Source organism: Halomonas sp. SL1, from assembly GCF_003030865.2.
Lineage (GTDB): Bacteria > Pseudomonadota > Gammaproteobacteria > Pseudomonadales > Halomonadaceae > Halomonas > Halomonas halophila.
This window is the reverse complement of record NZ_PYUQ02000007.1, coordinates 40,970-64,401: the sequence shown is the minus strand read 5'-3', so window position 1 is coordinate 64,401 and position 23,432 is coordinate 40,970. Positions and strand designations below refer to the sequence as shown.

The 23,432-nt window shown below is 67.5% G+C and carries 19 protein-coding genes; 12 read left to right on the top strand and 7 right to left on the bottom strand.

Going from position 1 to position 23,432, the window contains the following annotated elements:
• Positions 1–26 precede the first annotated feature (26 nt).
• The 11 genes from tdh (at position 27) to C9J49_RS02595 (ending at position 12,917) form a co-directional block, all read left to right on the top strand.
• The gene (gene tdh / locus C9J49_RS02645) at positions 27–1,052 is read left to right on the top strand and encodes an L-threonine 3-dehydrogenase (protein WP_107180776.1); all 1,026 of its coding nucleotides are present in this window, start codon (positions 27–29) and stop codon (positions 1,050–1,052) included.
• A gap of 99 nt (positions 1,053–1,151) precedes the next feature.
• The gene (gene kbl / locus C9J49_RS02640; RefSeq protein ID WP_046079810.1) at positions 1,152–2,357 is read left to right on the top strand and encodes a glycine C-acetyltransferase; all 1,206 of its coding nucleotides are present in this window, start codon (positions 1,152–1,154) and stop codon (positions 2,355–2,357) included.
• 476 nt (positions 2,358–2,833) lie between these two features.
• Positions 2,834–4,123, top strand: a complete 1,290-nt coding sequence (locus C9J49_RS02635; RefSeq protein WP_106488829.1) for an FAD-binding oxidoreductase — start codon at positions 2,834–2,836, stop codon at positions 4,121–4,123.
• Between the two features lie 31 nt (positions 4,124–4,154).
• The gene (locus C9J49_RS02630; protein WP_107180775.1) at positions 4,155–5,279 is read left to right on the top strand and encodes an ABC transporter ATP-binding protein; all 1,125 of its coding nucleotides are present in this window, start codon (positions 4,155–4,157) and stop codon (positions 5,277–5,279) included.
• Between the two features lie 10 nt (positions 5,280–5,289).
• Complete coding sequence (locus tag C9J49_RS02625; protein WP_035597840.1) at positions 5,290–6,213, top strand: ABC transporter permease; 924 nt, start codon at positions 5,290–5,292, stop codon at positions 6,211–6,213.
• Entirely contained in the window at positions 6,210–7,007 is a 798-nt protein-coding gene (locus C9J49_RS02620) for an ABC transporter permease (RefSeq protein ID WP_035597845.1), read from the top strand. The genes C9J49_RS02625 and C9J49_RS02620 overlap by 4 nt, the downstream gene beginning before the upstream one ends.
• A gap of 38 nt (positions 7,008–7,045) precedes the next feature.
• Complete coding sequence (locus C9J49_RS02615) at positions 7,046–8,110, top strand: PotD/PotF family extracellular solute-binding protein (RefSeq protein ID WP_035597848.1); 1,065 nt, start codon at positions 7,046–7,048, stop codon at positions 8,108–8,110.
• Between the two features lie 55 nt (positions 8,111–8,165).
• Positions 8,166–9,530 carry a glutamine synthetase family protein gene (locus C9J49_RS02610; RefSeq protein WP_035597851.1) on the top strand — a complete coding sequence of 455 codons (1,365 nt, stop codon included), beginning with the start codon at positions 8,166–8,168 and terminating at the stop codon, positions 9,528–9,530.
• Between the two features lie 60 nt (positions 9,531–9,590).
• Complete coding sequence (locus tag C9J49_RS02605; RefSeq protein ID WP_107180774.1) at positions 9,591–10,664, top strand: PotD/PotF family extracellular solute-binding protein; 1,074 nt, start codon at positions 9,591–9,593, stop codon at positions 10,662–10,664.
• Positions 10,665–10,832: 168 nt separating this feature from the next.
• On the top strand, positions 10,833–12,125 hold the full coding sequence (locus C9J49_RS02600; RefSeq protein WP_046079806.1) for an FAD-binding oxidoreductase: 1,293 nt from the start codon (positions 10,833–10,835) through the stop codon (positions 12,123–12,125).
• Between the two features lie 243 nt (positions 12,126–12,368).
• Entirely contained in the window at positions 12,369–12,917 is a 549-nt protein-coding gene (locus C9J49_RS02595) for a glycine zipper 2TM domain-containing protein (protein WP_107180773.1), read from the top strand.
• Positions 12,918–13,044: 127 nt separating this feature from the next.
• Here the strand turns inward: C9J49_RS02595 and C9J49_RS02590 are convergent, their stop codons facing one another.
• From C9J49_RS02590 to C9J49_RS02570, 5 genes are read right to left on the bottom strand one after another with little or no spacing between them, the layout of a single operon-like run.
• Positions 13,045–13,290 carry a formate dehydrogenase subunit delta gene (locus C9J49_RS02590; RefSeq protein ID WP_035597861.1) on the bottom strand — a complete coding sequence of 82 codons (246 nt, stop codon included), beginning with the start codon at positions 13,288–13,290 and terminating at the stop codon, positions 13,045–13,047.
• 10 nt (positions 13,291–13,300) lie between these two features.
• A complete protein-coding gene (fdhD, locus tag C9J49_RS02585; protein ID WP_181454232.1) occupies positions 13,301–14,095 on the bottom strand; it encodes a formate dehydrogenase accessory sulfurtransferase FdhD in 795 nt (264 codons plus the stop codon).
• 56 nt (positions 14,096–14,151) lie between these two features.
• Complete coding sequence (gene fdhF, locus C9J49_RS02580) at positions 14,152–17,019, bottom strand: formate dehydrogenase subunit alpha (protein ID WP_046079804.1); 2,868 nt, start codon at positions 17,017–17,019, stop codon at positions 14,152–14,154.
• Positions 17,016–18,572, bottom strand: coding sequence for an NADH-quinone oxidoreductase subunit NuoF (locus C9J49_RS02575; RefSeq protein ID WP_046079803.1), 1,557 nt, complete (start codon positions 18,570–18,572; stop codon positions 17,016–17,018). Before C9J49_RS02575 ends, fdhF begins: the two co-directional genes overlap by 4 nt.
• The gene (locus C9J49_RS02570) at positions 18,569–19,063 is read right to left on the bottom strand and encodes a formate dehydrogenase subunit gamma (RefSeq protein WP_046079802.1); all 495 of its coding nucleotides are present in this window, start codon (positions 19,061–19,063) and stop codon (positions 18,569–18,571) included. Before C9J49_RS02570 ends, C9J49_RS02575 begins: the two co-directional genes overlap by 4 nt.
• Positions 19,064–19,196: 133 nt before the next feature.
• On the opposite strand from C9J49_RS02570, the gene C9J49_RS02565 reads away from it, so the two are divergent.
• A complete protein-coding gene (locus C9J49_RS02565) occupies positions 19,197–20,258 on the top strand; it encodes a substrate-binding domain-containing protein (protein ID WP_035597874.1) in 1,062 nt (353 codons plus the stop codon).
• A gap of 50 nt (positions 20,259–20,308) precedes the next feature.
• Here C9J49_RS02565 and C9J49_RS02560 read toward each other — a convergent pair whose 3' ends face one another.
• Together C9J49_RS02560 and C9J49_RS02555 are read right to left on the bottom strand one after the other, a co-directional pair.
• Complete coding sequence (locus C9J49_RS02560; RefSeq protein WP_107180771.1) at positions 20,309–21,787, bottom strand: Na+/H+ antiporter NhaC family protein; 1,479 nt, start codon at positions 21,785–21,787, stop codon at positions 20,309–20,311.
• Between the two features lie 145 nt (positions 21,788–21,932).
• Entirely contained in the window at positions 21,933–23,309 is a 1,377-nt protein-coding gene (locus tag C9J49_RS02555) for a glutamine synthetase family protein (RefSeq protein ID WP_035597878.1), read from the bottom strand.
• Positions 23,310–23,432: the final 123 nt, after the last annotated feature.

Genomic DNA, 23,432 nt, shown 5'->3' with positions numbered 1-23,432 from the left:
CCATTCATCTCAAGCAGGAGACGCTCATGAAGGCGCTGGTCAAGCGAGAGGCGGCCCCCGGGCTCTGGCTCGAGGACGTGCCCGAGCCGGAGGTCGGCATCAACGACGTGCTGGTGCGGGTCAAGCGCACCGCCATCTGCGGCACCGATCTGCATATCTACAACTGGGATGCCTGGGCGCAGCAGACCATCCCGGTGCCGATGGTGGTCGGCCACGAGTTCGTCGGCGAGATCGTCGCGGTGGGCGACAACGTCAACGACTTCCATCCCGGCCAGATCGTCTCCGGCGAGGGGCACGTGGTGTGCGGGCGCTGCCGCAACTGCCTGGCGGGGCGCCGCCACCTGTGCGCCCATACCCGCGGCATCGGGGTGAATCGACCCGGCGCCTTCGCCGAGTACGTGGCGCTGCCGATGTCCAACGTCTGGGAGCATCGCCCGGGCATCGACCTGGACGTGGCGGCACTGTTCGACCCGCTGGGCAACGCCGTGCACACCGCGCTGCAGTTCGACGTGCTGGGCGAGGACGTGCTGATCACCGGCGCCGGCCCGATCGGCGCCATGGCCGCGGCAGTGTGTCGCCATGCCGGGGCGCGCCACGTGGTGGTCACCGACCTCAATCCGAACCGGCTCGCGCTGGCGGAGACGCTGGGCGCGACGCGTACCGTCAACGCTGCGAAGGAAAGCCTGGCCGACGTGCAGGCCGAGCTCGGCATGGCCGAGGGCTTCGACGTGGGGCTGGAGATGTCCGGCAGTCCGGCGGCCTTCAAGGATCTGCTGGCCAGCATGTGCCACGGCGGCAAGGTGGCGATGCTCGGGATTCCCACCGAGGAGACGGCCATCGACTGGAACACGGTGATCTTCAACATGCTGACCATCAAGGGCGTCTACGGTCGGGAGATGTACGAGACCTGGTACAAGATGTCGGTGCTGGTGGAATCGGGGATGGATATCTCGCCGGTGATCACCCACCGTCTGCCCTATACCGACTTCGAGCAGGGCTTCCAGGCCATGCTGGCCGGCGAGGCCAGCAAGGTGATTCTGGACTGGGAGTGAGAATGCCCGGCAGCGATGCGCGCCCGAGTCCGGGCGCACATCGCGTGCCGACGCTTCGGGCACTGGTAACACTCAGCGTAAAATGAAGGGAAAGACACCATGTACGGCGACTTTCAGCGGCATCTGCGCGACGAGCTCGCGGCCATCGAGCAGGCCGGCCTGACCAAGCACGAACGCGAGCTGGCGACCCCCCAGGGCGCCCATGTGGGCGTGGCGAACGACGGCGAGGTGCTCAACCTCTGCGCCAACAACTACCTGGGGCTGGCCCAGCATCCCGAGGTCCAGGCGGCCGCCAGGCAGGGGTTGGACGAGTGGGGCTACGGCCTGGCCTCGGTGCGCTTCATCTGCGGCACCCAGACCCTGCACAAGACCCTGGAGGCGAGGCTCAGCGAGTTCCTGGGCACCGAGGACACCATCCTCTATCCGTCCTGCTTCGACGCCAATGGCGGGCTGTTCGAGACCCTGCTGGGCCCCGAGGACGCGGTGATCTCCGACGAGCTCAACCATGCCAGCATCATCGACGGCGTGCGGCTGTGCAAGGCGAGCCGCTATCGCTACCGCAACAGCGACATGGCCGATCTGGAGGCCCAGCTCCAGGCCGCCGACGCCGCCGGCACGCGTTTCAAGCTGATCACCACCGACGGCGTCTTCTCCATGGATGGCTACATCGCCAAGCTCGACGAGATCTGCGATCTGGCCGAGCGCTACGGGGCCCTGGTCCACGTCGACGACTGCCACGCCACCGGCTTCCTGGGGGAGGGCGGTCGCGGCAGCCACGAGTACCGCGGCTGCCTGGGGCGGATCGATATTCTCACCGGCACCCTGGGCAAGGCCCTGGGCGGGGCCAGCGGCGGCTACACCAGCGCCCGGCGCGAGATCGTCGAACTGCTGCGTCAGCGCTCGCGGCCCTACCTGTTCTCCAATACCGTGGCGCCGCCGGTGGTGGCCGGCGCGCTCAAGGCGCTGGAGCTGGCCGGTGAGTCCCGCGAGCTGCGCGACCGGCTGAGCGACAACACCGCCTACTTCCGTCGCGGGCTCGAGGACCTGGGCTTCGAGCTGCTCCCGGGTGAGCATCCCATCGTGCCGGTGATGCTGCACGATGCGGCCCTGGCGGCGCGCTTCGCCGACGAGATGCTGAAGGAAGGCATCTACGTGATCGCCTTTTCCTACCCGGTGGTGCCCAAGGGCCGCGCCCGCATCCGCACCCAGGTTTCGGCGGCGCTGACCCGCGAGGACCTGGACGCCGCCCTGGCCGCCTTCGGGCGGGTCAAGGCCCGCCTGGAAGATGCCGCTCCGATGGCCTGATCCGCCTCGCCTCCAGGCGCCTCCCCGGAAGCGGAGGCGCTCGGCTTGCCCGGCCTCCGCGTCGTCGGAGGCCTTTTTTCGTGGCGCTTGCCGCCACGCCCTTCACCGCGGAAAATCTTTCCGCCACCCGTTTTTTCGAAGTGCAACAAGGCTTTGGGTATCATGCCGGATGGTGTCACAGGGGAATGGTAGCGTTGGTCGACTTATTTTAACGCCGTGGAGGCGCCGGAAATAAAGTGTGCATGCGCGGGCGGGGGATTTTGGCGGCGTTATTTTCTTGACGAAATTCCATCCTGTTTTTTTTAAAATATTGATTTTATTAATATTATTTTCAGCGTTTAATATATCGTTGTTGAATACTTGACATTCATGTGGCCGATGACGTCAGAATGGATGCCATGGGTCATGCGACGTCTCCTGAAGCGTGAGCGACCTTTAGGTATGAAGTATTCAACAACAATAACAGGATGCAAAGTATGAGCAGTTCCGTCTCCGACGGCCCGGCCTCGTGGTATCGCGCCTCGGTCGCCGTCGAGCTCGAGCCCTGTCGACCGCTGGAAGGGGAGGCACGGGCGGACGTGTGCGTGATCGGTGGCGGTGTCACCGGCTGTTCGACCGCTCTGCACCTGGCCGAACAGGGCTACTCGGTGGTGCTTCTGGAGGCCGGCGACGTCGGTCATGGCGCTTCTGGCCGTAGCGGCGGGCAGATCCTGCCGGGATTGGGCACCGATATCACCACCGTCCAGCAAGCCATGGGCCTGACCCGCGCGCGGGAGGTGTGGGAAATGAGCCGCGAGGCGGTGCGTCTCACCGCCGAGCTGGTCGAGCGCCACGCCATTCCCTGCGAGCTGGCCTGGGGGTATCTGCATGCCGCGGTGAAGCCGCGACATGTTCGTGAGCTCGAGGCCTTCCGTGAACAGCTGTCTCGGGACTACGGCTACGAGGCCCTCGAATGGCTCGAGGGCGATGCCCTGCGCGAGCACGTGGTCACCGATGCCTATCCGGCCGCCCTTCATGACCGCGAGGGCGGCCACCTTCACCCTCTCAACTACACCCTGGGACTGGCCCGGGCCGCGCAGCGCGCGGGAGTGCGTCTCCATCCCCGCAGTGCCGCCGTCGAGATCCGGCGTGGCCGGCCGGCCACCGTCCTCACCGAGCATGGTCGCGTGAGCGCGGACTTCGTGGTGCTGGCGGCCAATGCCTACCACCGCGACCTGGTGCCGGAGCTTTCCGGGCGCATCATGCGCGCCGCGAACTACATGATCGCCACCGCTCCGCTGAGCGAGGCGCAGGCGGCGCAGGTGCTGCCCAGAAACGATGCCCTGTCCGACGCCAACTTCGTGCTCGACTACTATCGGCTCAGCGCGGACCGTCGCCTGATTTACGGCGGTGAGGTCAGCTACGACGGTCGCGAACCTCCGCGGCTCCAATCGCGCATGGACGCCAAGATCGCCCGGCTGTTCCCGGTGCTCGAGGGCGTGCCGATCGAATATCGCTGGGGCGGCGACGTGGCGATCACCCTGAACCGGGCCCCGGATTTCGGTCGCCTGGGCGACAATCTCTACTATGCCCAGGGCTATTCCGGCCATGGCATGGCCCTGGCGGGACTGGCCGGCAAGCTGATGGCCGAGGCGATCCGCGGCCAGAGCGAGCGTTTCGATGTCTTCGCCGCCATGCCGCACCGCCAGTTCCCGGGCGGGCGAGCCCTGCGAAAGCCGCTGCTGGTGCTGGCCACCAATTTCTACAAACTGCGCGACCGGCTCTGAGGGGCCGCCGACAAGTGAAGAGGGTATCCCCATGAGCGAGACCATCACGGCGGAGATCGCCGACGAGCCGGGGCTGCGCCCGGTCGTCGAGGAACGGGATCGGGGGAGCCGCAAGGCGTCCTCGATCGAGATGCAGGGCCTGCACAAGCGCTTCGGGCGCGATACCGTGGCCCTCGACGGCGTCGACCTGGACATCCAGGCCGGCGAGTTCTTCACCCTGCTGGGGCCGTCCGGCTGCGGCAAGACGACCCTGCTGCGGATCCTCGCCGGCCTCGAGGAGCCGGATGACGGCTCACTGGTCGTGGGCGGCAAGAACGTCACCGAGGTGCCGCCCCACCGGCGCAGCGTCAACACCGTCTTTCAGTCCTACGCGTTGTTTCCGCATCTTTCGGTGCGCGAGAACCTGGCCTTCGGGCTGAAGATGCGCGGCCTGTCGGCCCATGAGCGCAACGCCAAGGTCGACGAGATCGCCCGCTTCATCAAGCTCGGCGACCTGGTCGAGCGGCGTGTCGATCAGCTCTCCGGGGGCCAGCGCCAGCGCATCGCCCTGGCCCGGGCGCTGGTCTGCGAGCCCGATGTGCTGCTGCTCGACGAGCCGCTTTCGGCGCTGGACGCCGGCCTGCGCAGCCAGCTGCAGGTGGAGTTGCTGCGGGTGCAGAAGCGTCTCGGCATGACCTTCGTGTTCGTCACCCACGACCAGGATGAAGCGATGGTCATGTCCGACCGCATCGCCGTGCTCAACGGTGGCAACATCCAGCAGGTCGGGGCGCCGCGTGACGTCTACGAACGACCGGTGAACGCCTTCGTGGCCCGGTTCATGGGACATGACAATCTCTACCCGATCAGCGCCCGCGAGGGGGAACGCCTGACCACGGCGCTGGGGACGCTCACCGTCGAGGACGCCGGTGACGGCGATCTGCTGTTGATCCGCCCCGAGACGCTCGATCTGTTGCCCGGCGAAGCCGCGGGCGACAACCACCTGACGGCGACGGTGGCCGAGCGGCTCTATCGCGGCAGCCACGCCGAGTTCCGTCTGGAGATCGGCGACACCTCCCTGCAGGCCACGGTCAGCAACCGCGGCCGTCACCTGCCCGAAGTGGGCGATACGGTGACGGTAACGGTGGCGCCGGAAGACCTGGTCACCCTGAGCGAGTGAGGAGGTGGATATGTCCTATTCCGGCGTAATGCCCTCGGCGCGCAGCCGGGCCATGGTCCGCGAGACCCGCCACCTGCTGTTCACGGTGACCCCGGGGGCGTTCTGGATCCTGCTGTTCCTGGTACTGCCGAGTGCCTATCTGATGGGCGTGGCCTTCATGACCAACGGGCCGTATGGCCTGCCGCAGATGCCGCTGTCGCTGGCGTCCTTCGAGCGCCTGGCGGGGTTCGGCTTCCTGGGCTGGAGCCCGGGCAACCTCTATACCCTGCTGCGCTCGCTGTGGCAGACCCTGGTGTCCACCGCCCTGGTGGTGGTGGTGGCCTATCCCATCGCTTACTACATCACCACCTGCCGCGAGAAGTGGCGGCCGATCCTGCTGCTCGCCGTGGTGGTGCCGTCCTGGACCAACCAGGTGATCCGCACCTTCGGCTGGATGAACCTGCTGGCGCCGGGGACTCCCCTGTCCGAGCTGGCCGAGGGGCTGGGGCTGGTCGCTCCCAACATGGGCCTGTATCCCTCCAACTTCGCGGTCACCCTGGGGCTGGTCTACAACTTCCTGCCCTTCATGGTGCTGCCGCTCTACGGCGCCTTCGAGAAGCTGGATACCGCCCAGGTGGAGGCCGCCCAGGACCTCTACGCCAGCCCGGTGCGCGCCTTCTGGCACGCCGTCTTCCCGCAGACCCTGCCGGGGCTGCTCGCGGGCATCGTGCTGGTGGCCATTCCGGCCTTCGGCATGTACGTGATCCCCGAGCTGCTGGGCGGTGGCAAGGGCATGATGCTCGGCAACCTGGTGGCCAACCAGTTCTCGGGCGGGGCCAACTGGCCGCTGGGCGCGGCCGGCGCGATCCTGATGCTGCTGGCGACCTTCATCGGGCTCTACGTCATGCGTCGTCTCGGCAAGCGTCTGGGCGGCGGCGAGGAGGTGGTGATATGAGAAAGCGGACCCTGCATCGTGGCCTGACCGGTTTCTGGTGGCTGACCCTGGCCTTTCTCTATCTGCCGCTGGCGGTCGTGGTACTGTTCTCCTTCAACTCCGCCAACAGCTCGGCCAACTTCGCCGACTTCTCGCTGCGCTGGTATTTCCAGCTGCTGGGCAACGAGGAGATCCTGTCGGCCTTCGGTAACAGCCTGGTGCTGGCCATCTGCTCCTCGGTGATCGCCCTGGGGATCGGCTGCGTGTTCGGCTACGGCATGTACCGTCACCGTCATCGCAAGCTCGGCTGGCTGATCGTGCTGATCTACCTGCCCATCGTGCTGCCCGACATCGTCTTCGGCATCTCCGAGATGGCCTTCTTCGTGCAGATCCACGAATGGACCGGGCTGCTGTCGCCGGGGCTCGGCACCATGATCATCGCCCACGTGACCTTCCAGATTCCCTTCGTGGCACTGATCGTGTATTCGCGCTTCGTGGGGCTGGATCCGACGCTGTTCGAGGCCGCCAAGGACCTCTATGCGACGCCGGTCAAGCGGGTGGTGCACTTCATGCTGCCGACCCTCAAGCCGGCGTTGATATCCGCCTTCTTCCTGTCGTTTACGCTGTCGGTGGATGACTTCGTCATCAGTTTCTTTACCGCCGGACCGGAGAGCGCGACCCTGCCGATCTATATCTGGGGCGCGATCAAGAAGGGGGTCTCGCCGGAGATCAACGCCATCGCCGCGTTGATGATCTTTGCCGTGGCCGCGGCCGCCATCCTGAGTCTGGCATTCAGCCGTCGTCGGCCGTCCTGAGCCGGCATCATCACCTAGGGAACGAAGGAGAGCCACCCATGAAGTTCAACAAGATCGCCATGGCCCTGTCGCTGGGCGGGCTCGCGCTCGCCGGCCAAGCCCAGGCCGAGGAGGGCAAGCTCTACCTCTTCAACTGGACCGAGTACATGGACCCGGCCATCATCGAGGCGTTCGAGGACGAGTACGACGTCGAAGTGGTGCAGAACTACTTCAACTCGTTGCCGGAAATGTTCGCCAAGCTCAACGCTGGCGGGGCCTCGCAGTACGACATCATCGTGCCGTCCAACTACTACATTCCGCGCCTGATCAAGACCGGTCTGGTCCAGGAGCTCGACACGTCGAAACTGTCCCACCTCGACAACGTCATGTCGCAGTTCCAGGACCCGTCCTACGATCCCGGTAGCCGGTACTCGGCCCCCTACCAGTGGGGCACCACCGGTATCATCTACAACGCCGAGACCTTCCCGGACGCGCCCAAGAGCTGGTCGCTGCTGTTCGACCCCGAGGTCAACGGTGACTATCCCTTCGCCCTGATCGGCGACGGCCAGGTCGGCATGGGCGGCGCCTGCGCCTTCCTGGGTCACGGCTACGACTGCACCGGCCTGGACGCCTGGCGCGAGGCGGCGCAGCTGATGATCGAGACCAAGGGTCGCAACACCTTCAGCGGCTTCTCCGATGGCACCCCGGCGCTGCAGCAGCTGTCCCGTGGCGTGATCCATGCCGGCATGTCCTACAACGGGGACTACTTCTTCTACAAGAGCGAGAACCCCGAGGCCTTCGAACACCTCGAGTTCATGATTCCCGACGAGGGCGCCGAGATGTGGGTCGACGCCATGATGATCCCGTCCGGAGCTCCCAACCCGGATCTGGCCCACAAGTTCATCGACTTCATCCTCGATGCCGAGATCGGTGCCCAGCTCTCCAACTACAACTACTACGCGAGCCCCAATGCCGCGGCCGAGCCCTATCTCGACAGCGTGTTGACCCAGCCGCCGATCATGCCGTCCGACGAGGACATGGATCGACTGCTGTTCACGCCGAGTCTCGAGGGCGAGCAGCTGCAGACCTTCCAGCAGCTGTGGTCCGAGGTCAAGGCGCGGTGAGACGACGGACCCCGGCCGGGTGGCCGGGGTCCCAGCTCCAGAGCAAGGAAACCCCATGAGTAACCGTCAGGAACACCCCAATTTCAACGACTGGTTCCAGACCCGCGGCATTACCGAGGTCGAATGCCTGGTCTCCGACCTCACCGGTATCCTCAAGGGCAAGATCATGCCCGCTGGCAAGTACCTGGGCGGCGGTCGCCCGCGATTGCCGGACTCGATCTTCATCCAGACCGTCACCGGTGGCTATCCCGACGACGAGGACAGCCACTTCTGGAATCCCGCCGAACGGGACATGGAGCTGGTGCCCGACCCCGGCGCCATCTACATGGTCCCCTGGGCAGACGATGCGACGGCCCAGATCATCCATGACTGCTACTATCTGACCGGCGAGCCGGTGGAACTGTCGCCGCGTCATGTGCTCAAGCGGGTGCTGTCGCTCTACGAGGACCGGGGCTGGAAACCGGTGGTGGCGCCGGAGGTCGAGTTCTTCCTGGTCAAGACCAATACCGACTCCGACTATCCGCTGGAGCCGCCGGTGGGTCGCAACGGTCGCCAGGAGAGCAGCCGCCAGTCGTTCTCCATCGATGCGGTCAACGAGTTCGACCCGCTGTTCGAGGAGATGTACGACTACTGTGATGCCATGGACCTCGACCTGGACACCCTGATCCACGAGGAGGGGGCCGGCCAGATGGAGGTCAACTTCCAGCACGGCGACCCGCTGAAGCTGGCCGACCAGGTGGTGATGTTCAAGCGCACCCTGCGCGAGACCGCCCTGCGCCACGGCATGTACGCGACCTTCATGGCCAAGCCGATGGCCAATGAGCCGGGCAGCTCGATGCACCTGCACCAGAGTCTGGTGGGCATCGAGGGCGACAACCTGTTCGCCGGGGAAGACGGCAGGCCCAGCCGGCTGTTCCAGCAGTTCATCGGCGGCCTGCAGCGCTACCTGCCGGCGGCGATGCCGCTGATGGCGCCCAACGTCAACTCCTACCGCCGGCTGATGCGCACCGAGACCAGCGGCTCGGCGCCGATCAACGTCGAGTGGGGCACCGACAACCGCACCGTGGGCCTGCGGGTGCCGGTCTCGCCGCCCGAGGCGACTCGCGTCGAGAACCGCCTGGCCGGGGCCGACGCCAATCCCTACCTGGTGATGGCGGCGTCGCTGGCCTGCGGCTATCTCGGCATGCTCAACCAGCTCGAGCCTCGCCCGGCCGTGGTGGGTTCGGCCTGGGCCGGCGGGCACAAGCTGCCCGACGACATCGGGCCGGCGCTGGACCTGCTGCATGACTGCCCCGAGCTGGCCGAGATGCTCGGCGAGCGTTTCACCCACAGCTATCTGGCCGTCAAGCGGGCCGAGCATCGGGAATACTTCCAGGTGATCAGTTCCTGGGAGCGTGAGCATCTGCTGTTGCGCGTCTAGGGGTTACCACAAGAAGGGCGGGTGACAGGCCCGCCCGATCCTATGGCAAGGAGGCGATTCATGAGGCACTTCATTCTGGCCGGCGTGACCGGCCTCGGTCTGCTGGCTGCCGGCCCTCTGGCCGTCGCCGAGGAGGGCAAGCTTCGCCTCTTCAACTGGACGGATTACATGGCGCCCTCGATCATCGAGGGGTTCGAAGCCGAAACGGGCATCGAGGTCGTCCAGAACTACTACAACTCGAATGCCGAGCTGTTATCGAAGCTGACCGCCGGGGGAGATGCCCAATATGACCTGGTCGTGCCCTCGGACTATTTCGTGCCCCGGCTCATCGATGCCGGCCTCATCCAGCCACTGGTGCCGGAAGGGGAGGCCCTGGAGGGCCGCGACAACATCCTGGAGGAGTTCCGTACCCCGTCTTTCGACCCCGAAGGGCGCTTCACCGTGCCTTATCAGTGGGGGGTGACGGGGGTGGTCTACAACGCCGAGACCTTCCCCGACCCCGCGCCCAGCTGGTCGCTGCTCTATGATCCGGAGGTCAACGACGCCTATCCCTTCGCCCTGCTCAAGGGCGACGCCCAGTTTACCTTCGGCACCCTCTGCGCTTTCCAGGGGGCGGGCTTCGACTGCGTGGGCGAGGCGCCCTGGGTGGCGGCGGCACATGGCCTGATCGAGACCCGCCGACGGGACAACTTCGTCGGCTTCGTCGATGCGACGGCGGCCATCGAGCAGGTGGCCTCCGGCGTGATCCATGCCGGCGTTGCCTATAACGGCGATGTCGCGGCCAAGCGTGCGGGGGATCCCGAGCTCTACGGCCATCTCGGCTTCTTCGTGCCCGAAGAGGGCTCCCAGCGATGGGTGGACGTGATGGCGGTGCCGGCGCAAGCCCCCAACCCTCAGGCGGCCAGGGCCTTCATCGAGTATCTGCTGCGCCCCGAGGTGGCGGCTCGCCTGTCCAACCACAACTTCTACACCACACCCAACGAGGCGGCGCTGCCTCTGGTGGATCCGGCCTTGCGCGAGCCACCGGTCATGCCCGCGGCCGAGACGCGACAGCACCTGTCCTTCACTCCCTCGGTGAGCGGCGAGCAGCTGCAACTGCTTCAGCAGCTGTGGAGCGATGCCCGCAGCCGCTGACGTCATGTCTTGTCCCTCGTGTGCGTCCAGGCGCCGGTCATGCCGGCGCCTTCTTGCATTCTAGAGGGGTGGGTGGAAAGAAAAGCATGGCTGGTGATTGGAATTTTACGCGGTTGCGCCGTAATATTGGCTCCAGTGTGTTAAATAAAATAACCATCTGGAGGCTCTATGCGCGTCTCGAACGAAACCGAACACGTCGGCTCCTGGTACGCCGCCACCGCCAATTCGGCCCCTGAGCGACCCGCCCTGGAGGGGGAAACGAGCTGTGACGTCTGCGTGGTGGGCGCGGGCTTCTCCGGCATCTCCGCGGCCCTTCACCTGGCCGAGAAGGGCCTCAAGGTGGTGGTACTGGAAGCCGCTCGGGTCGGCTTTGGCGCCTCCGGGCGCAACGGCGGCCAGATCGTCAACAGCTACAGCCGCGACATGGACGTCATCGAGGAGAAGTACGGCGACGGGACGGCACGGGCGCTGGGCGACATGGCCTTCGAGGGCAATCGCATCATCCGCGAGCGGATCGCGCGCTACGGCATCGACTGCGACCTGCGCGACGGTAACCTCTTCGCCGCCTGCAATGCCAAGCAGATGAAGGGGCTGGTGGAGCACAAGGCGCTGTGGGAGCGCTACGGCCATCGCGAGCTGGAACTGCTCGACGGTCAAGACGTGAAGCGCGAGGTGGGCACCGAGCGCTATGTGGGCGCGCTGGTCGATCACTCCGGCGGGCACCTCCATCCGCTCAACCTGGTGCTTGGCCAGGCCGCCGCCATCGAGTCCCTGGGCGGCGTGATCCACGAGCAGACGCCGGTGACGGCCATCGAGCATGGCCAGCCGGTGCGCCTGGCCACACCCAGCGGCACGGTCATCGCCGAGCGCGTGGTGATGGCCGGCAATGCCTATCACCAGGGCATCATGCCGGCGCTGGAGGGCAAGTCGATGCCCTGCGGTACCCAGATCATCACCACCGAGCCGCTGGACGAGGCGCGCGCCCGGGCGCTGCTGCCCAATAACCTGGCGGTCGAGGACTGCAACTACCTGCTCGACTATTTCCGCCTGACCGCCGATAACCGGCTGATCTACGGTGGTGGCGTCAATTACGGTGGCCAGGACCCGGCCGACATCGAGGCGGTGATCCGGCCCAAGATGCTCAAGACCTTCCCGGGCCTGGCGGACGTGAGCGTCGACTATGCCTGGAGCGGCACCTTCCTGATGACGCTCAACCGGCTGCCGCAGTTCGGCGTGATCAACGACAACGTCTATTACGCCCAGGGCTATTCGGGCCACGGCGTGACCTGCACCCACCTGGCCGGTCGTCTGATCGCCGAGGCCATGACCGGACGCGAGGAGCGCTTCGATGCCTTCGCCGGACTGCCGCACCTGCCGTTCCCGGGCGGGCGGATGCTGCGCGTGCCGCTTTCGGCCATGGGCGCCTGGTACTACGAGACGCGCGATCGCCTGGGCATCTGAGGGGGCACCTGCGTCGCGATGACGCCATGGCAGGCATGCTACCCAGCCCGCTGTCGCCGCTCGCCGACGGTGGCGCAGCAAGTGTGAAACCTCTTCGACCGGTCTGGAGCCGCAGACGCGGACGGTCGATACTGTCGGGCACCGGTGCGGGGCGGGAAGCCCCGCCCGCCATCGCAACCGCTGGAGCAGTGTTCCAGGATTCCAGCGAGCGGCGTGACGAGCGCCCGACGAGAGGTAACGAACATGAGCAAGTCGATCGTGGTGGGCAGCGTCCTGGCGGCACTGGGCCTCGGCGGCATGGCCTTCGGCGCCTGGCAGGTCCAGGAAAGCCGTCAGCCCCAGTTCGCCGATATCACCGGCGTGGAACCCCTGACCCGCACCGTGGAGACCCCGCGCGAGGTGTGCGAGAACGTGGTGGTGCAGCGCCAGGCGCCGACCCGCGATCCGCACAGCGTGGTCGGCACGGCGGCCGGCGCCATCGTCGGCGGGCTGCTGGGCAATCAGGTCGGCGGCGGCAGCGGCAAGAAGATCGCCACCGTGGCCGGTGCCATCGGCGGTGGCCTCGCCGGCCGCGAGGTTCAGCAGCGGGTCGAGGCCGGCCAGACCGTCTCCACCACCGAGCAGAGCTGCCACACCGTCACCGATTCCCACCAGGAGACCACCGGTTACGAGGTCAGCTGGCGCTATGACGGCCAGTCGCACACCAGCCGGCTGGACCAGCGCCCCCAGGGCGAGACGGTGCGCGTCGTGAACGGCGAGCCGCAGTGGGGCGAGCCCCGCAGCCAGAGCTGATGGGTCTCCGACGTGCGGCAGGTGCCGGCACTAAGTCAGGAACGGCAGGAAACAACAGACAGAAGGGCCGCCCCATTGGGGCGGCCCTTCTGCGTTGTGCCTGCTCCGCGGAGCGGGGCGACCCGTGTCAGCCCGCCTTGCGGGCCTGTTGCTCGGCCAGCCGCTCCACGGCCTGGCGGGCCACCGGTTCCAGGCCGCCGGCGTCGGGCTCGTCGAGGCAGGCGACGATGCGCTGCTTCATGGCTCGGGCCCAGAACTTCTCCAGGTGGCTGCAGACGCCTTCCACGGCCTCGGCTTCCTCGCGGCCGCCGCTCAGGTTGGTGGCAATCTGATTGACCATATGCACCAGGGTCTCGCCTTGATCGTGCGACATGCTCTGCTCCTCAACAACCTTGGGCCCGCGCCGACGAGGCGTCGACGGGGCGATGATAGATCAGATGGCGGCCGGGACGGGCGAAGCCGACCAGCAGCAGCCCGGCCTGCTCGGCCTGTTCCACCGCCAGCGAGGTGGCCGCCGAGACGGCCACCAGAGCGCCGATGCCGGCGCTGGCGCTCTTGTGCACCATCTCGTAGCTGGCGCGACTCGAGACCAGGGCGAAGCCGCCGTCGCTGGGGCCGCCCTCCCGGGCCAGGGCGCCGATCAGCTTGTCGAGGGCGTTGTGGCGTCCCACGTCCTCGCGCGCCAGCCGCACGCGGCCGTCGGCCTCGCACCAGGCGGCGGCATGGGTGGCCCCGGTGGCCGCCTGCAGCACCTGGTGATCGGCGAGGGCCCCGAGGGCCTGCTGGATGGCGTCGTCGTCGAGCGCCGGGGCCCGGACCCGCGGAATCGGGCGGATCGCCTGATCCAGCGCCTCGGTGCCGCACAGACCGCAGCCGGTGCGGCCGGCCAGGCTGCGACGGCGCTCCTTGAGCTCCGCCAGCCGCTGGCTGGCGATGCTCAGCTGTACCGTCAGCCCGCCGGGCTCCTCGTGTACCTCCAGGTCGTAGCACTCGTGGGGGTGTGCGAGGATGCCCTCGGTGAGGCTGAAGCCCAGCGCGAACTCCTCGAGGTCGGCGGGGCTGGCCATCATTACCGCGTGGGAGATGCCGTTGTAGACCAGCGCCACCGGCACCTCCAGTGCCAGGGCGTCGTCGACCGCGTCGGCGTCCCGGCCCGACGCACCGCGGTGGACCTCCACGCGCCGGTGTGTCAGGGGAGGGGCGCCGTCGCTGGGCGATGGTGCCCCTCGACGGCTCATGAGGCGGCGTCCCTGGCCGTGGCCAGGTATTCGCGCTGCTGACGGTCGACCTCATCGAAGCGGCGCTGCCACTGCGACGGCTGGCTGACCTTCTCGACCTGCACCGCGGTCACCTTGTACTCGGGGCAGTTGGTGGCCCAGTCGGAGCTGCTGGTGGTGATCACGTTGGCGCCGCTGCCCGGGTGGTGGAAGGTGGTGTAGACCACGCCCGGCTGCATGCGCTCGCTGAGCCGCGCCCGCAGCACCGTCTGGCCGGAGCGGCTGGTGATGCCCAGCCAGTCGCCGTCCTGGATGCCGCGCACCTCGGCGTCGGAGGGGTGCAGCTCCAGCACGTCCTCGTCATGCCACACCTGGTTGTCGGTGCGCCGGGTCTGGGCGCCGACGTTGTACTGGGACAGGATCCGCCCGGTGGTCAGCAGCAGCGGGAAGCGGCGATTGGCGCGCTCCTCGGTGGCCACGTACTCGGTGATCGCGAAGCGGCCGCGACCGATCGGGAAGTCCACCTCGTGCATGGTCGGGGTGCCCTCGGGATGCTCTTCGTTGCACGGCCACTGCAGGCTGCCGAGCTCGTCGAGCTTGTCGTAGCTGACCCCGGAGAAGGTCGGCGTGAGCCGCGCGATCTCGTCCATGATCTCGGAAGGATGCGTGTACTCCATCGGGTAGCCGAGTGCACGCGCCAGGTCGACGGTGACCTCCCAGTCGGCCTTGCCGGCCACCGGCGGCATCACCTTGCGCACGCGATTGATGCGGCGCTCGGCGTTGGTGAAGGTGCCGTCCTTCTCCAGGAAGCTCGAGCCCGGCAGCAGCACGTGGGCGTACTTGGCGGTCTCGTTGAGGAAGATGTCCTGGACGATCAGGCAGTCCAGCGAGCGCAGCGCCGCCTCCACGTGCTGGGTGTCGGGGTCCGACTGGGCGATGTCCTCGCCCTGCACGTAGAGCGCCTTGAAGCTGCCCTCGATGGCGGCGTCGAACATGTTGGGGATGCGCAGGCCCGGCTCGTCGTCGAGCTTGACGCCCCAGGCATCCTCGAAGCGGCCGCGCGCCGCGACGTCGGCGACGTGCTGGTAGCCCGGCAGCTCATGGGGGAAGGAGCCCATGTCGCAGGAGCCCTGGACGTTGTTCTGGCCGCGCAGCGGGTTCACGCCCACGCCCTCGCGGCCGATGTTGCCGGTGGCCAGCGCCAGGTTGGCGATGCCCATCACCATGGTCGAGCCCTGGCTGTGCTCGGTGACGCCCAGGCCGTAGTAGATGGCGCCGTTGCCGGCGGTGGCGTAGGTGCGCGCGGCGTGGCGCACGGCCTCGGCGGACACGCCGGTGATCGCCTCGGTGGCCTCCGGGGAGTGGCGCTCCTCGCTGATGAAATCACGCCAGGCGCGATACGCCTCGGTGTCGCAGCGCTTGGCGATGAAGTCGTGATCCTCGAGGCCCTCGGTGACGACCACGTGGGCCAGGGCGTTGACCAGCGCCACGTTGGTGCCCGGGCGCAGCGGCAGGTGCTGGGCGTCCTCGAGGTGAGGCGTCTTGAGCAGGTCGATGCGCCGCGGGTCGGCGACGATCAGTGAGGCGCCCTGGCGCAGGCGCTTGCGCATCAGCGAGCCGAACACCGGGTGGGCGTCGGTGGGGTTGGCGCCGATCACGATGATGGCGTCGGCTTCCATCACCGAGTCGAAGGTCTGGGTGCCGGCGGACTCGCCCAGGGTGGTCTTCAGGCCGTAGCCGGTGGGCGAGTGGCAGACCCGGGCGCAGGTGTCGGTGTTGTTGTTGCCGAAGGCCGCGCGGATCAGCTTCTGCACCAGGTAGGTTTCCTCGTTGGTGCAGCGCGAGGACGTGATGCCGCCGATGCTCTCGCGGCCGTGCGCGTCCTGGATCGCCGTGAGGCGCTTGGCGGCGAAGGAGATCGCCTCGTCCCATTCGACCGGGCGCCAGGGCTGGTCGATGGCATCGCGGATCATCGGCGAGGTGATGCGGTCCGGATGGGTCGCGTAGCCGAAGGCGAAGCGGCCCTTGACGCAGGAGTGGCCGTGGTTCGCGTCGCCGCCCTTGTAGGGCACCATGCGCACCAGCTGGTCGCCCTTCATCTGGGCCTCGAAGGAGCAGCCGACCCCGCAGTAGGCACAGGTGGTGATCACGCTGTGCTCGGGCTGGCCGGCGTCGATGACGCTCTTCTCCATCAGCGTCGAGGTCGGGCAGGCCTGGACGCAGGCGCCGCAGGACACGCACTCGGAGTCCATGAAGGCCTCGTCCTGGCCGGCGGCCACCGTCGAGTCGAAGCCGCGGCCGTCGATGGTCAGCGCGAAGGTGCCCTGCACCTCCTCGCAGGCCCGCACGCAGCGCGAGCAGACGATGCACTTGCTGGGATCGAAGCTGAAGTAGGGGTTGGAGTGGTCGGTCTCGGCGGCCAGGTGGTTCTCGCCTTCGAAGCCGTAGCGCACCTCGCGCAGGCCCACCGCGCCGGCCATGTCCTGCAGCTCGCAGTCGCCGTTGGCCGGACAGGTCAGGCAGTCCAGCGGGTGGTCGGAGATGTAGAGCTCCATGATGTTGCGCCGTAGCTTGGCCAGCCGGTCGTTCTGGGTGGTGACCTTCATGCCCGCGGCGACCGGGGTGGTGCAGGCCGCCGGCGTGCCGCGCTTGCCCTCGACCTGGACGGCGCACAGCCGGCAGGAGCCGAAGGCTTCCAGGCTGTCGGTGGCGCACAGCTTGGGAATGTTGATATCGGCCAGGGCCGCGGCGCGCAGCACCGAGGTGCCCTCGGGCACGGTGATCTCGACGCCGTCGATCTCGAGGCTCACCGGGGCCGCGTCGGCGGCGGGGGCCGGCGTGCCGAGGTCCTTTTCGTGCTGGCTGGGGTCGAAGTGCTGAATCATGAGCGGTCTCCTTCCGGCGCGCGCTGGAAGTCGTCGGGGAAGTATTTCAGGGCGCTCTGCACCGGGAAGGGCGTCATGCCGCCCATGGCGCACAGTGACCCGTCTTCCATGGTCTCGCAGAGCTCGCCGAGGAGCTCGAGGTTGGCGTCGCGGTTCTCGTTGGCACGGATGCGGTCGATGACCTCCACGCCGCGGGTCGAGCCGATGCGGCAGGGCGTGCACTTGCCGCAGGATTCGACCTTGCAGAACTCCATCGAGAAGCGGGCCTGCTCGGCCATGTCCACGCTGTCGTCGAACATCACCACGCCGCCGTGGCCGACGCCCGCGCCGACCTCGGCGAAGGTCTCGTAGTCCAGCGGCATGTCCCACTGGTTCTCGGGCAGGTAGGCGCACAGCGGGCCGCCGACCTGCACCGCGCGCAGCGGGCGACCGCTGGCGGTGCCACCGCCGAACTCTTCCATCAGGGTGCGCAGGGTGGTGCCGAAGGCCAGCTCGACCAGACCGCCGCGCTGGACGTTGCCGGCCAGCTGCAGCGCCAGGGTTCCGCGGGAGCGGCCCATGCCGTGGTTGGCGTAGGCCTGGGCGCCCTCGGCGAGGATGAAGGGCACGGCGGCCAGCGACAGCACGTTGTTGACCACGGTGGGGCGGCCGAAAAGGCCCTCGATGGCCGGCAGCGGCGGCTTGAAGCGGACCAGGCCGCGCTTGCCTTCGAGGCTCTCCAGCAGCGAGGTCTCCTCGCCGCAGATGTAGGCGCCGGCGCCCAGGCGCACTTCCAGATGGAAGGCGCGGCCGCTGCCCTGGAGGTCGTCGCCCAGGTAGCCGGCGGCCTCGGCGCGCGCGATGGCGTCGTCGAGGATCTCCTTGGCCAGCGGGTACTCGGAGCGCAGGTAGATGTAGCCCTGGGTGGCGTTCACGGCGAGCCCGGCGATGGCCATGCCCTCGATCAGCACGTAGGGGTCGCACTCCATGATCAGGCGGTCGGCGAAGGTGCCGGAGTCGCCCTCGTCGGCGTTGCAGACGATGTACTTCTGGTCCGCCGGGGTGTCGAGCACCGTCTGCCACTTGATGCCGGTGGGGAAGGCCGCGCCGCCGCGGCCGCGCAGGCCGGAGGCCTTGACCTCCTCGACGATGTCCTGGGGCTCGAGCGCCAGCGCGGCCTCAAGGCCGCGGAAGCCGTCGTGGGCCTTGTAGTCATCGACCGACAGCGGATCGGTCACGCCGATGCGGGCGAAGGTCAGGCGCTGCTGGCGGGCGAGATAGGGGATCGACTCGGTCGGCCCCTGGGCCAGCGCGTGGCCGTCACGACCCTCGAGCAGGCCCTCATCGAGCAGCGACGGCACGTCGGCGGGCGTCACCGGGCCATAGGCGACGCGGCCGGCGGGGGTCTCGACCTCGACCAGCGGCTCGAGCCAGGCCAGGCCGCGGGAGCCGTTGCGCACCACGGTCAGCTCGAGGCCACGCCGTTCGGCCTCGCGCTCCAGGCGCGTGGCGACGGCGTCGGCGCCCAGCGAGAGGGCGGTGGTATCACGGGGAACGAAGACGCGGACGCTCATCCGAGCACCTCCAGCGGCTGGGTGCGGAGTTCATCGACCAGGGCATCGAAGCTCTCGGGCGTCACGCGGCCGAGGATCTGGTCGTCGACGCGGACCGAGGGGCCGCAGGCGCAGTTGCCCAGGCAGTAGACGGCCTCGAGGGTGATCTCGCGGTCGGCGGTGGTCTGGTGGTAGCCGACGCCGAGGGTGGCCTTGGCATGGGCTTCCAGGGTGCGGGCACCGCGGGCCTGACAGGCCTCTGCGCGGCACACCTGGACCACATGGCGCCCCGGCGGCGAGGTGCGGAAATGGTGGTAGAAGCTGATCACCCCGTGCACCTCGGCGCGGGTGAGGCCCAGCGATTCGGCGATGATCGGCACCGCGCCTTCGGGCACATGGTCGAAGCGGTCCTGAAGGGCGTGCAGGATCGGCAGCAGGGCGCCGGGCTTGTGCTTCAGGGCGTCGATCTCGGCCTGGACCGCCTGGGGCGTCCACTCTCGGGAATCGTTCATCGAGTACCCCTGGTTATCATTGTAGCTGGCTTTTAAATATGCACGCTTCTTCATATTTTGGGCGGGGCGTGCGTCACGGTCGCGGTAAAGCTAGCATTGGTGTTTCCATGGCGAAATATGAAACTTACTTCACATGAAGCGTATCCGCATCACGCCGGCCTGGTACTTCAGCGACGAGGCCGGTAACCAGCTCGATCCCAAGCTGTTCGGCCTGCTCGAGGCGGTGCATCGCCACGGCAAGCTCACCCAGGCCGCCGAGGCTGTCGGTATCTCCTATCGCCATGCCTGGAACCTGCTCAACAAGTGGGGCGAGTTCTTCGGCATCGCCCTGGTCGACCTCGAGCGTGGCAAGGGTGCACGACTGTCGCCACTGGGCGAGAAGCTGCTGTGGGCCGAGCAGCGGGTGATTGCCCGACTGGGGCCGCAGTTGGAGAGCCTGGGCTCCGAGCTCAACCTCGCCATCCAGCAGACCCTCGAGGGCGTCAAGCCGGTGCTGCGGCTCTATGCCACCCACGGCTATGCCGTGGAGCTGCTCCCGGCCTATCTCGATGAGCTGCGCCTCGATCTCCAATATTGTAGCTCCCGTGAGGCCCTCTCGGCGCTGCATCGCGGGGCCTGCGATCTGGCCGGTTTCCACCTGCCGCGGGGGGAGGTCGGCAAGCGGGTGAGCCGCGGCTATCGAGACCTGCTCAAGCCGCGCAGCTATCGCGTCATCCGCTTCATCACCCGACGCCAGGGGTTGATCGTGGCGCCGGGAAATCCATTGGGTGTCAAAGGGTTGAACGATCTGGCCAAGGGCGAGGTGCGCTTCATCAATCGCCAGGTGGGGTCGGGCACCCGGGCGCTGCTGGACGGCCTCCTCGAGGGCGAAGGGCTCGCGACGCGGCGCATCCGCGGCTATGAACTCGAGGAATACACCCACTCGGCGGTGGCGGCCTATGTCGCTGCCGGCATGGCAGAGGTCGGTTTCGGGGTGGAGGCGGCGGCGCGGCGCTTCGGTCTCGACTTCGTGCCGCTGGCGCTGGAGGACTATCTTCTGGTCGGTCATCGGCGCAGCCTGGCGGAGCCCAAGCTGCAGTCGCTGTGTCAGGTGATCGCCGGCGAGGCGTTTCAGGCGGCGGTGGCGGAGCTGCCGGGCTATCGGCCGGATCGCTGCGGCCAGGTGGAGGGCATCGAGTCGCTGCTGCCGGATTGACGCACGCGGCGCCGGGCGGCGCCGCGTGACAGGCCTTGTTCAGGTCAGGCTCAGGTCAGGACATGGCCCAGCGCCAGGAAGCCGCCGGCGGTGATCAGGGCGCCGATCAGCGCGTAGGGGAACTGGGTCAGGCCGTGCTGCATCGGCAGGCAGCCGCTGCCCTGTGAGGACAGCACCGAGGAGTCGGAGAAGAAGCAGGCGTGGCTGCCGAAGCTCGAGGCCGACAGCAGGGCACCCACCACCAGCGGCATCGGGGCATCCATGTGCTGGGCCATGGGGACCACGATGGGGATCGAGATCACGAACACGCCCCAGGAAGAGCCCGTGGCGAACACCACCACCGCCATGGACACGAACACCAGGACGGGCAGCAGCGCCGGCGTCAGATAGGGGGCGAGGGCATCGATCATGAACTGGGTCATGCCCAGCTGGTCGTTGACCTCGCGCAGCACGAAGCCCACGGCGACGATGGCCAGCGGCAGCATCATGGTACGGAAGCCGTCCATGATGCCGTCCATCAGGCTGGCGAAGGTCGCCAGGCGCTGGATGAGGTAAAGCACCAGGGTGAACAGGGTGGCGACCATCACGCCCTTGAGCAGGTCGATCTCGAAGTAGGCGCTGGCACCGATCAGTACCGCCATGGGGGCGAGGAAGTTGAACACGCCGCGCCACGGCGACTGGTTGGGCGTCGTCTCCCCCAGGGCTTCGTCCGGGGCGCCGTCGGGGATCGGCTGGCCGGCCCGGGCCCGGGCTTCGGCGGCCTTCATCGGGCCGATGTCGGGCAGCTTGCCGCTGGCCACCAGCACCACCAGGCCCATGGCCACCCAGCCGTAGAGCATGAACGGGATCGATGCGATGTAGAGTCCCATGCCGGGGCCGTCGGTGGCGCCGTTGGTTTTCAGCAGTTCGGCGAAGTACACCGCCCAGGTGGAGATCGGCACCAGGATGCAGATCGGCGCCGCCGTGGAGTCGACGATATAGGCCAGCTTCTCGCGGGAGACGCCGAAGCGGTCGGTGAGACGCTTCATGGCCGCCGAGGTCGCCAGGGCGTTCAAGTAGTCGTCGATGAAGATCAGCACGCCCAGCAGCGCGGTGCTGAGCATCGACTGACGGCGCGTCTTGACCAGTCGGGTCATGACGTGACTGAAACTCAGGGTGCAGCCGGACTTCTCGAGCATGGCGATGAAGCCGCCCATCAGGCCGCAGACCAGGATCAGCCAGGCGATGGTCTCGTTCATCATCACCGACAGCGAGATGTCGGCCAGCTCGCCGATGAAGTCCTCCGGCTGCAGCATGATCAGGCCGGACAGCGCGCCGATGGCCAGCGCCTCGAGGGTGCGGTGCGTGGCAATGGCCACCACCAGCACGATCAGCGAGGGGACCAGGCTGGCCCAGCCGTAGTCGCTGCCGGGGTCGTGGGTCAGCGTCAGCGCGGTGACCGTGCCCAGCACGGCCAGCACCAGCAGCAGGGTGCGGCCGGTACCGTCCCGGGCCGGCAGCGAGGGTGAGAAGGGGTGGGTGGTGCTCATGACGACCTCCATCTTGTGGTGTTGTGAGGTTCGGCAGGCGCGAGGCGAGCCTTGGGTCGTTGTGATCGTTGCCGGCGCGACCGTGCCGCGTCCCCGCGGGCGGTGATGCCGCCCACGGTCGAAGGTGGAAGGATGGCTTTCCTGCTCAGACGTGGCGCAGGTACCAGTCGTATTCCAGCTTGCTGACCGCCTGCATGGCCTGGTCGCGCTCGGCACGGCGGTTGGCGAGGAAAACGCGCAGGAACTGTGGTCCCAGGGCTTCGGTGAGCGCCTTGCTCTCCTCGAGCAGGTCCAGGGCCTGGCTCCAGCTGTTGGTCAGGCTGGGGGCGACCTGGTCGTAGGCATTGCCGGTGATCGCCGGCGGGGGCGTCATCTGCTGGTGCAGGCCGTGTTCGATGGCCGCCAGCAGGGTGGCGACCAGCAGGTAGGGGTTGGCGTCGGCGCCGGCCACGCGGTGCTCCAGGCGCCGTGCGGCGTTGGGGCCGGAAGGAATGCGCACCGCCACCGAGCGGTTGTCGAAGCCCCAGGTCGGCGCCATGGGCACGTAGAGGCCGGGCTGGAAACGGCGGAAGGAGTTGAGGTTGGGCGCGAACAGGGCCATCGAGGCGGGCATCATCGCCAGCAGCCCGGCCACCGCCTGCTTGAGCCGGGGGGTGCCCAGCGGGTCGCCGTCTTCGGCGGCAAAGACGTTGTGCCCGCTCTCGTCGAGCAGGCTGATATGCACGTGGGTGCCGTTGCCGGCCTCGTCCCCGTATGGCTTGGCCATGAAGGTGGCCTCGAAGCCGTGCCGCAGGGCGATGCCCTTGATCAGGCGCTTGAGCAGCACGGCGCTGTCGCAGGCCGCCAGGGCATCGTCGCAGTGAATCAGGTTGATCTCGAACTGACCGGGGGCGCATTCCTTCAGGGCGGTATCCAGCGGGAGGGCCTGGGTCTCGGCGGCGGTGTGCACCTCCTCCAGGAAGTCCGCGTATTCGTCGAGCTCGCTGATCGAGTAGAGCTGGCTATGCGTGGCGCGCTCGCCCGTCGCCGGTGAACAGGGCGGCTGCACCATGCCCAGTTCGTTTCGGCTGCGATCCACCAGGTAGAACTCCATTTCCACCGCCACCACCGGGGTGAGGCCTTCCCGCTTCAGCCGTTCGAGCACGCCGGCGAGCAGCTGACGCGGGTCGACGGGGTACGGGCCGCCGTTGCTGTCTTCCATGGTCATCAGCAGCTGCGCCTGGCGGCCATCGCGCAGCCAGGGCGTCGGCATCAGGGTGCCCGGCACGGGGCGGCAGACGCGGTCGCCGTCGCCGGTGTCCAGTCCCAGCCCCGTGGCTTCCACCGTGTTGCCGAGAATGTCCAGAGCGAAGACCGAGGCCGGCAGGTTGATGCCGTGCTCGAAGGCCTTCTCCAGGTTGTCGCGGGGGATGCGCTTGCCGCGCATCACGCCGTTGAGGTCGCTGATCAGCAGATCGATGCTGGTGACCTCGGGGTGGCGGGCCAGGAAGTCGCGGGCTTCGTCGACGGGGTGAGAGGGCATGATGACACCTGTTTTTAGGATGTTGGCATGGTCGTCATCATTGGTGTTCTTCGCTTTTGTTGTCAAATTTTTTACGTTTATGGCGCTTTTGACAATGTGGTGATTTCCGTATTTTTGATTGTT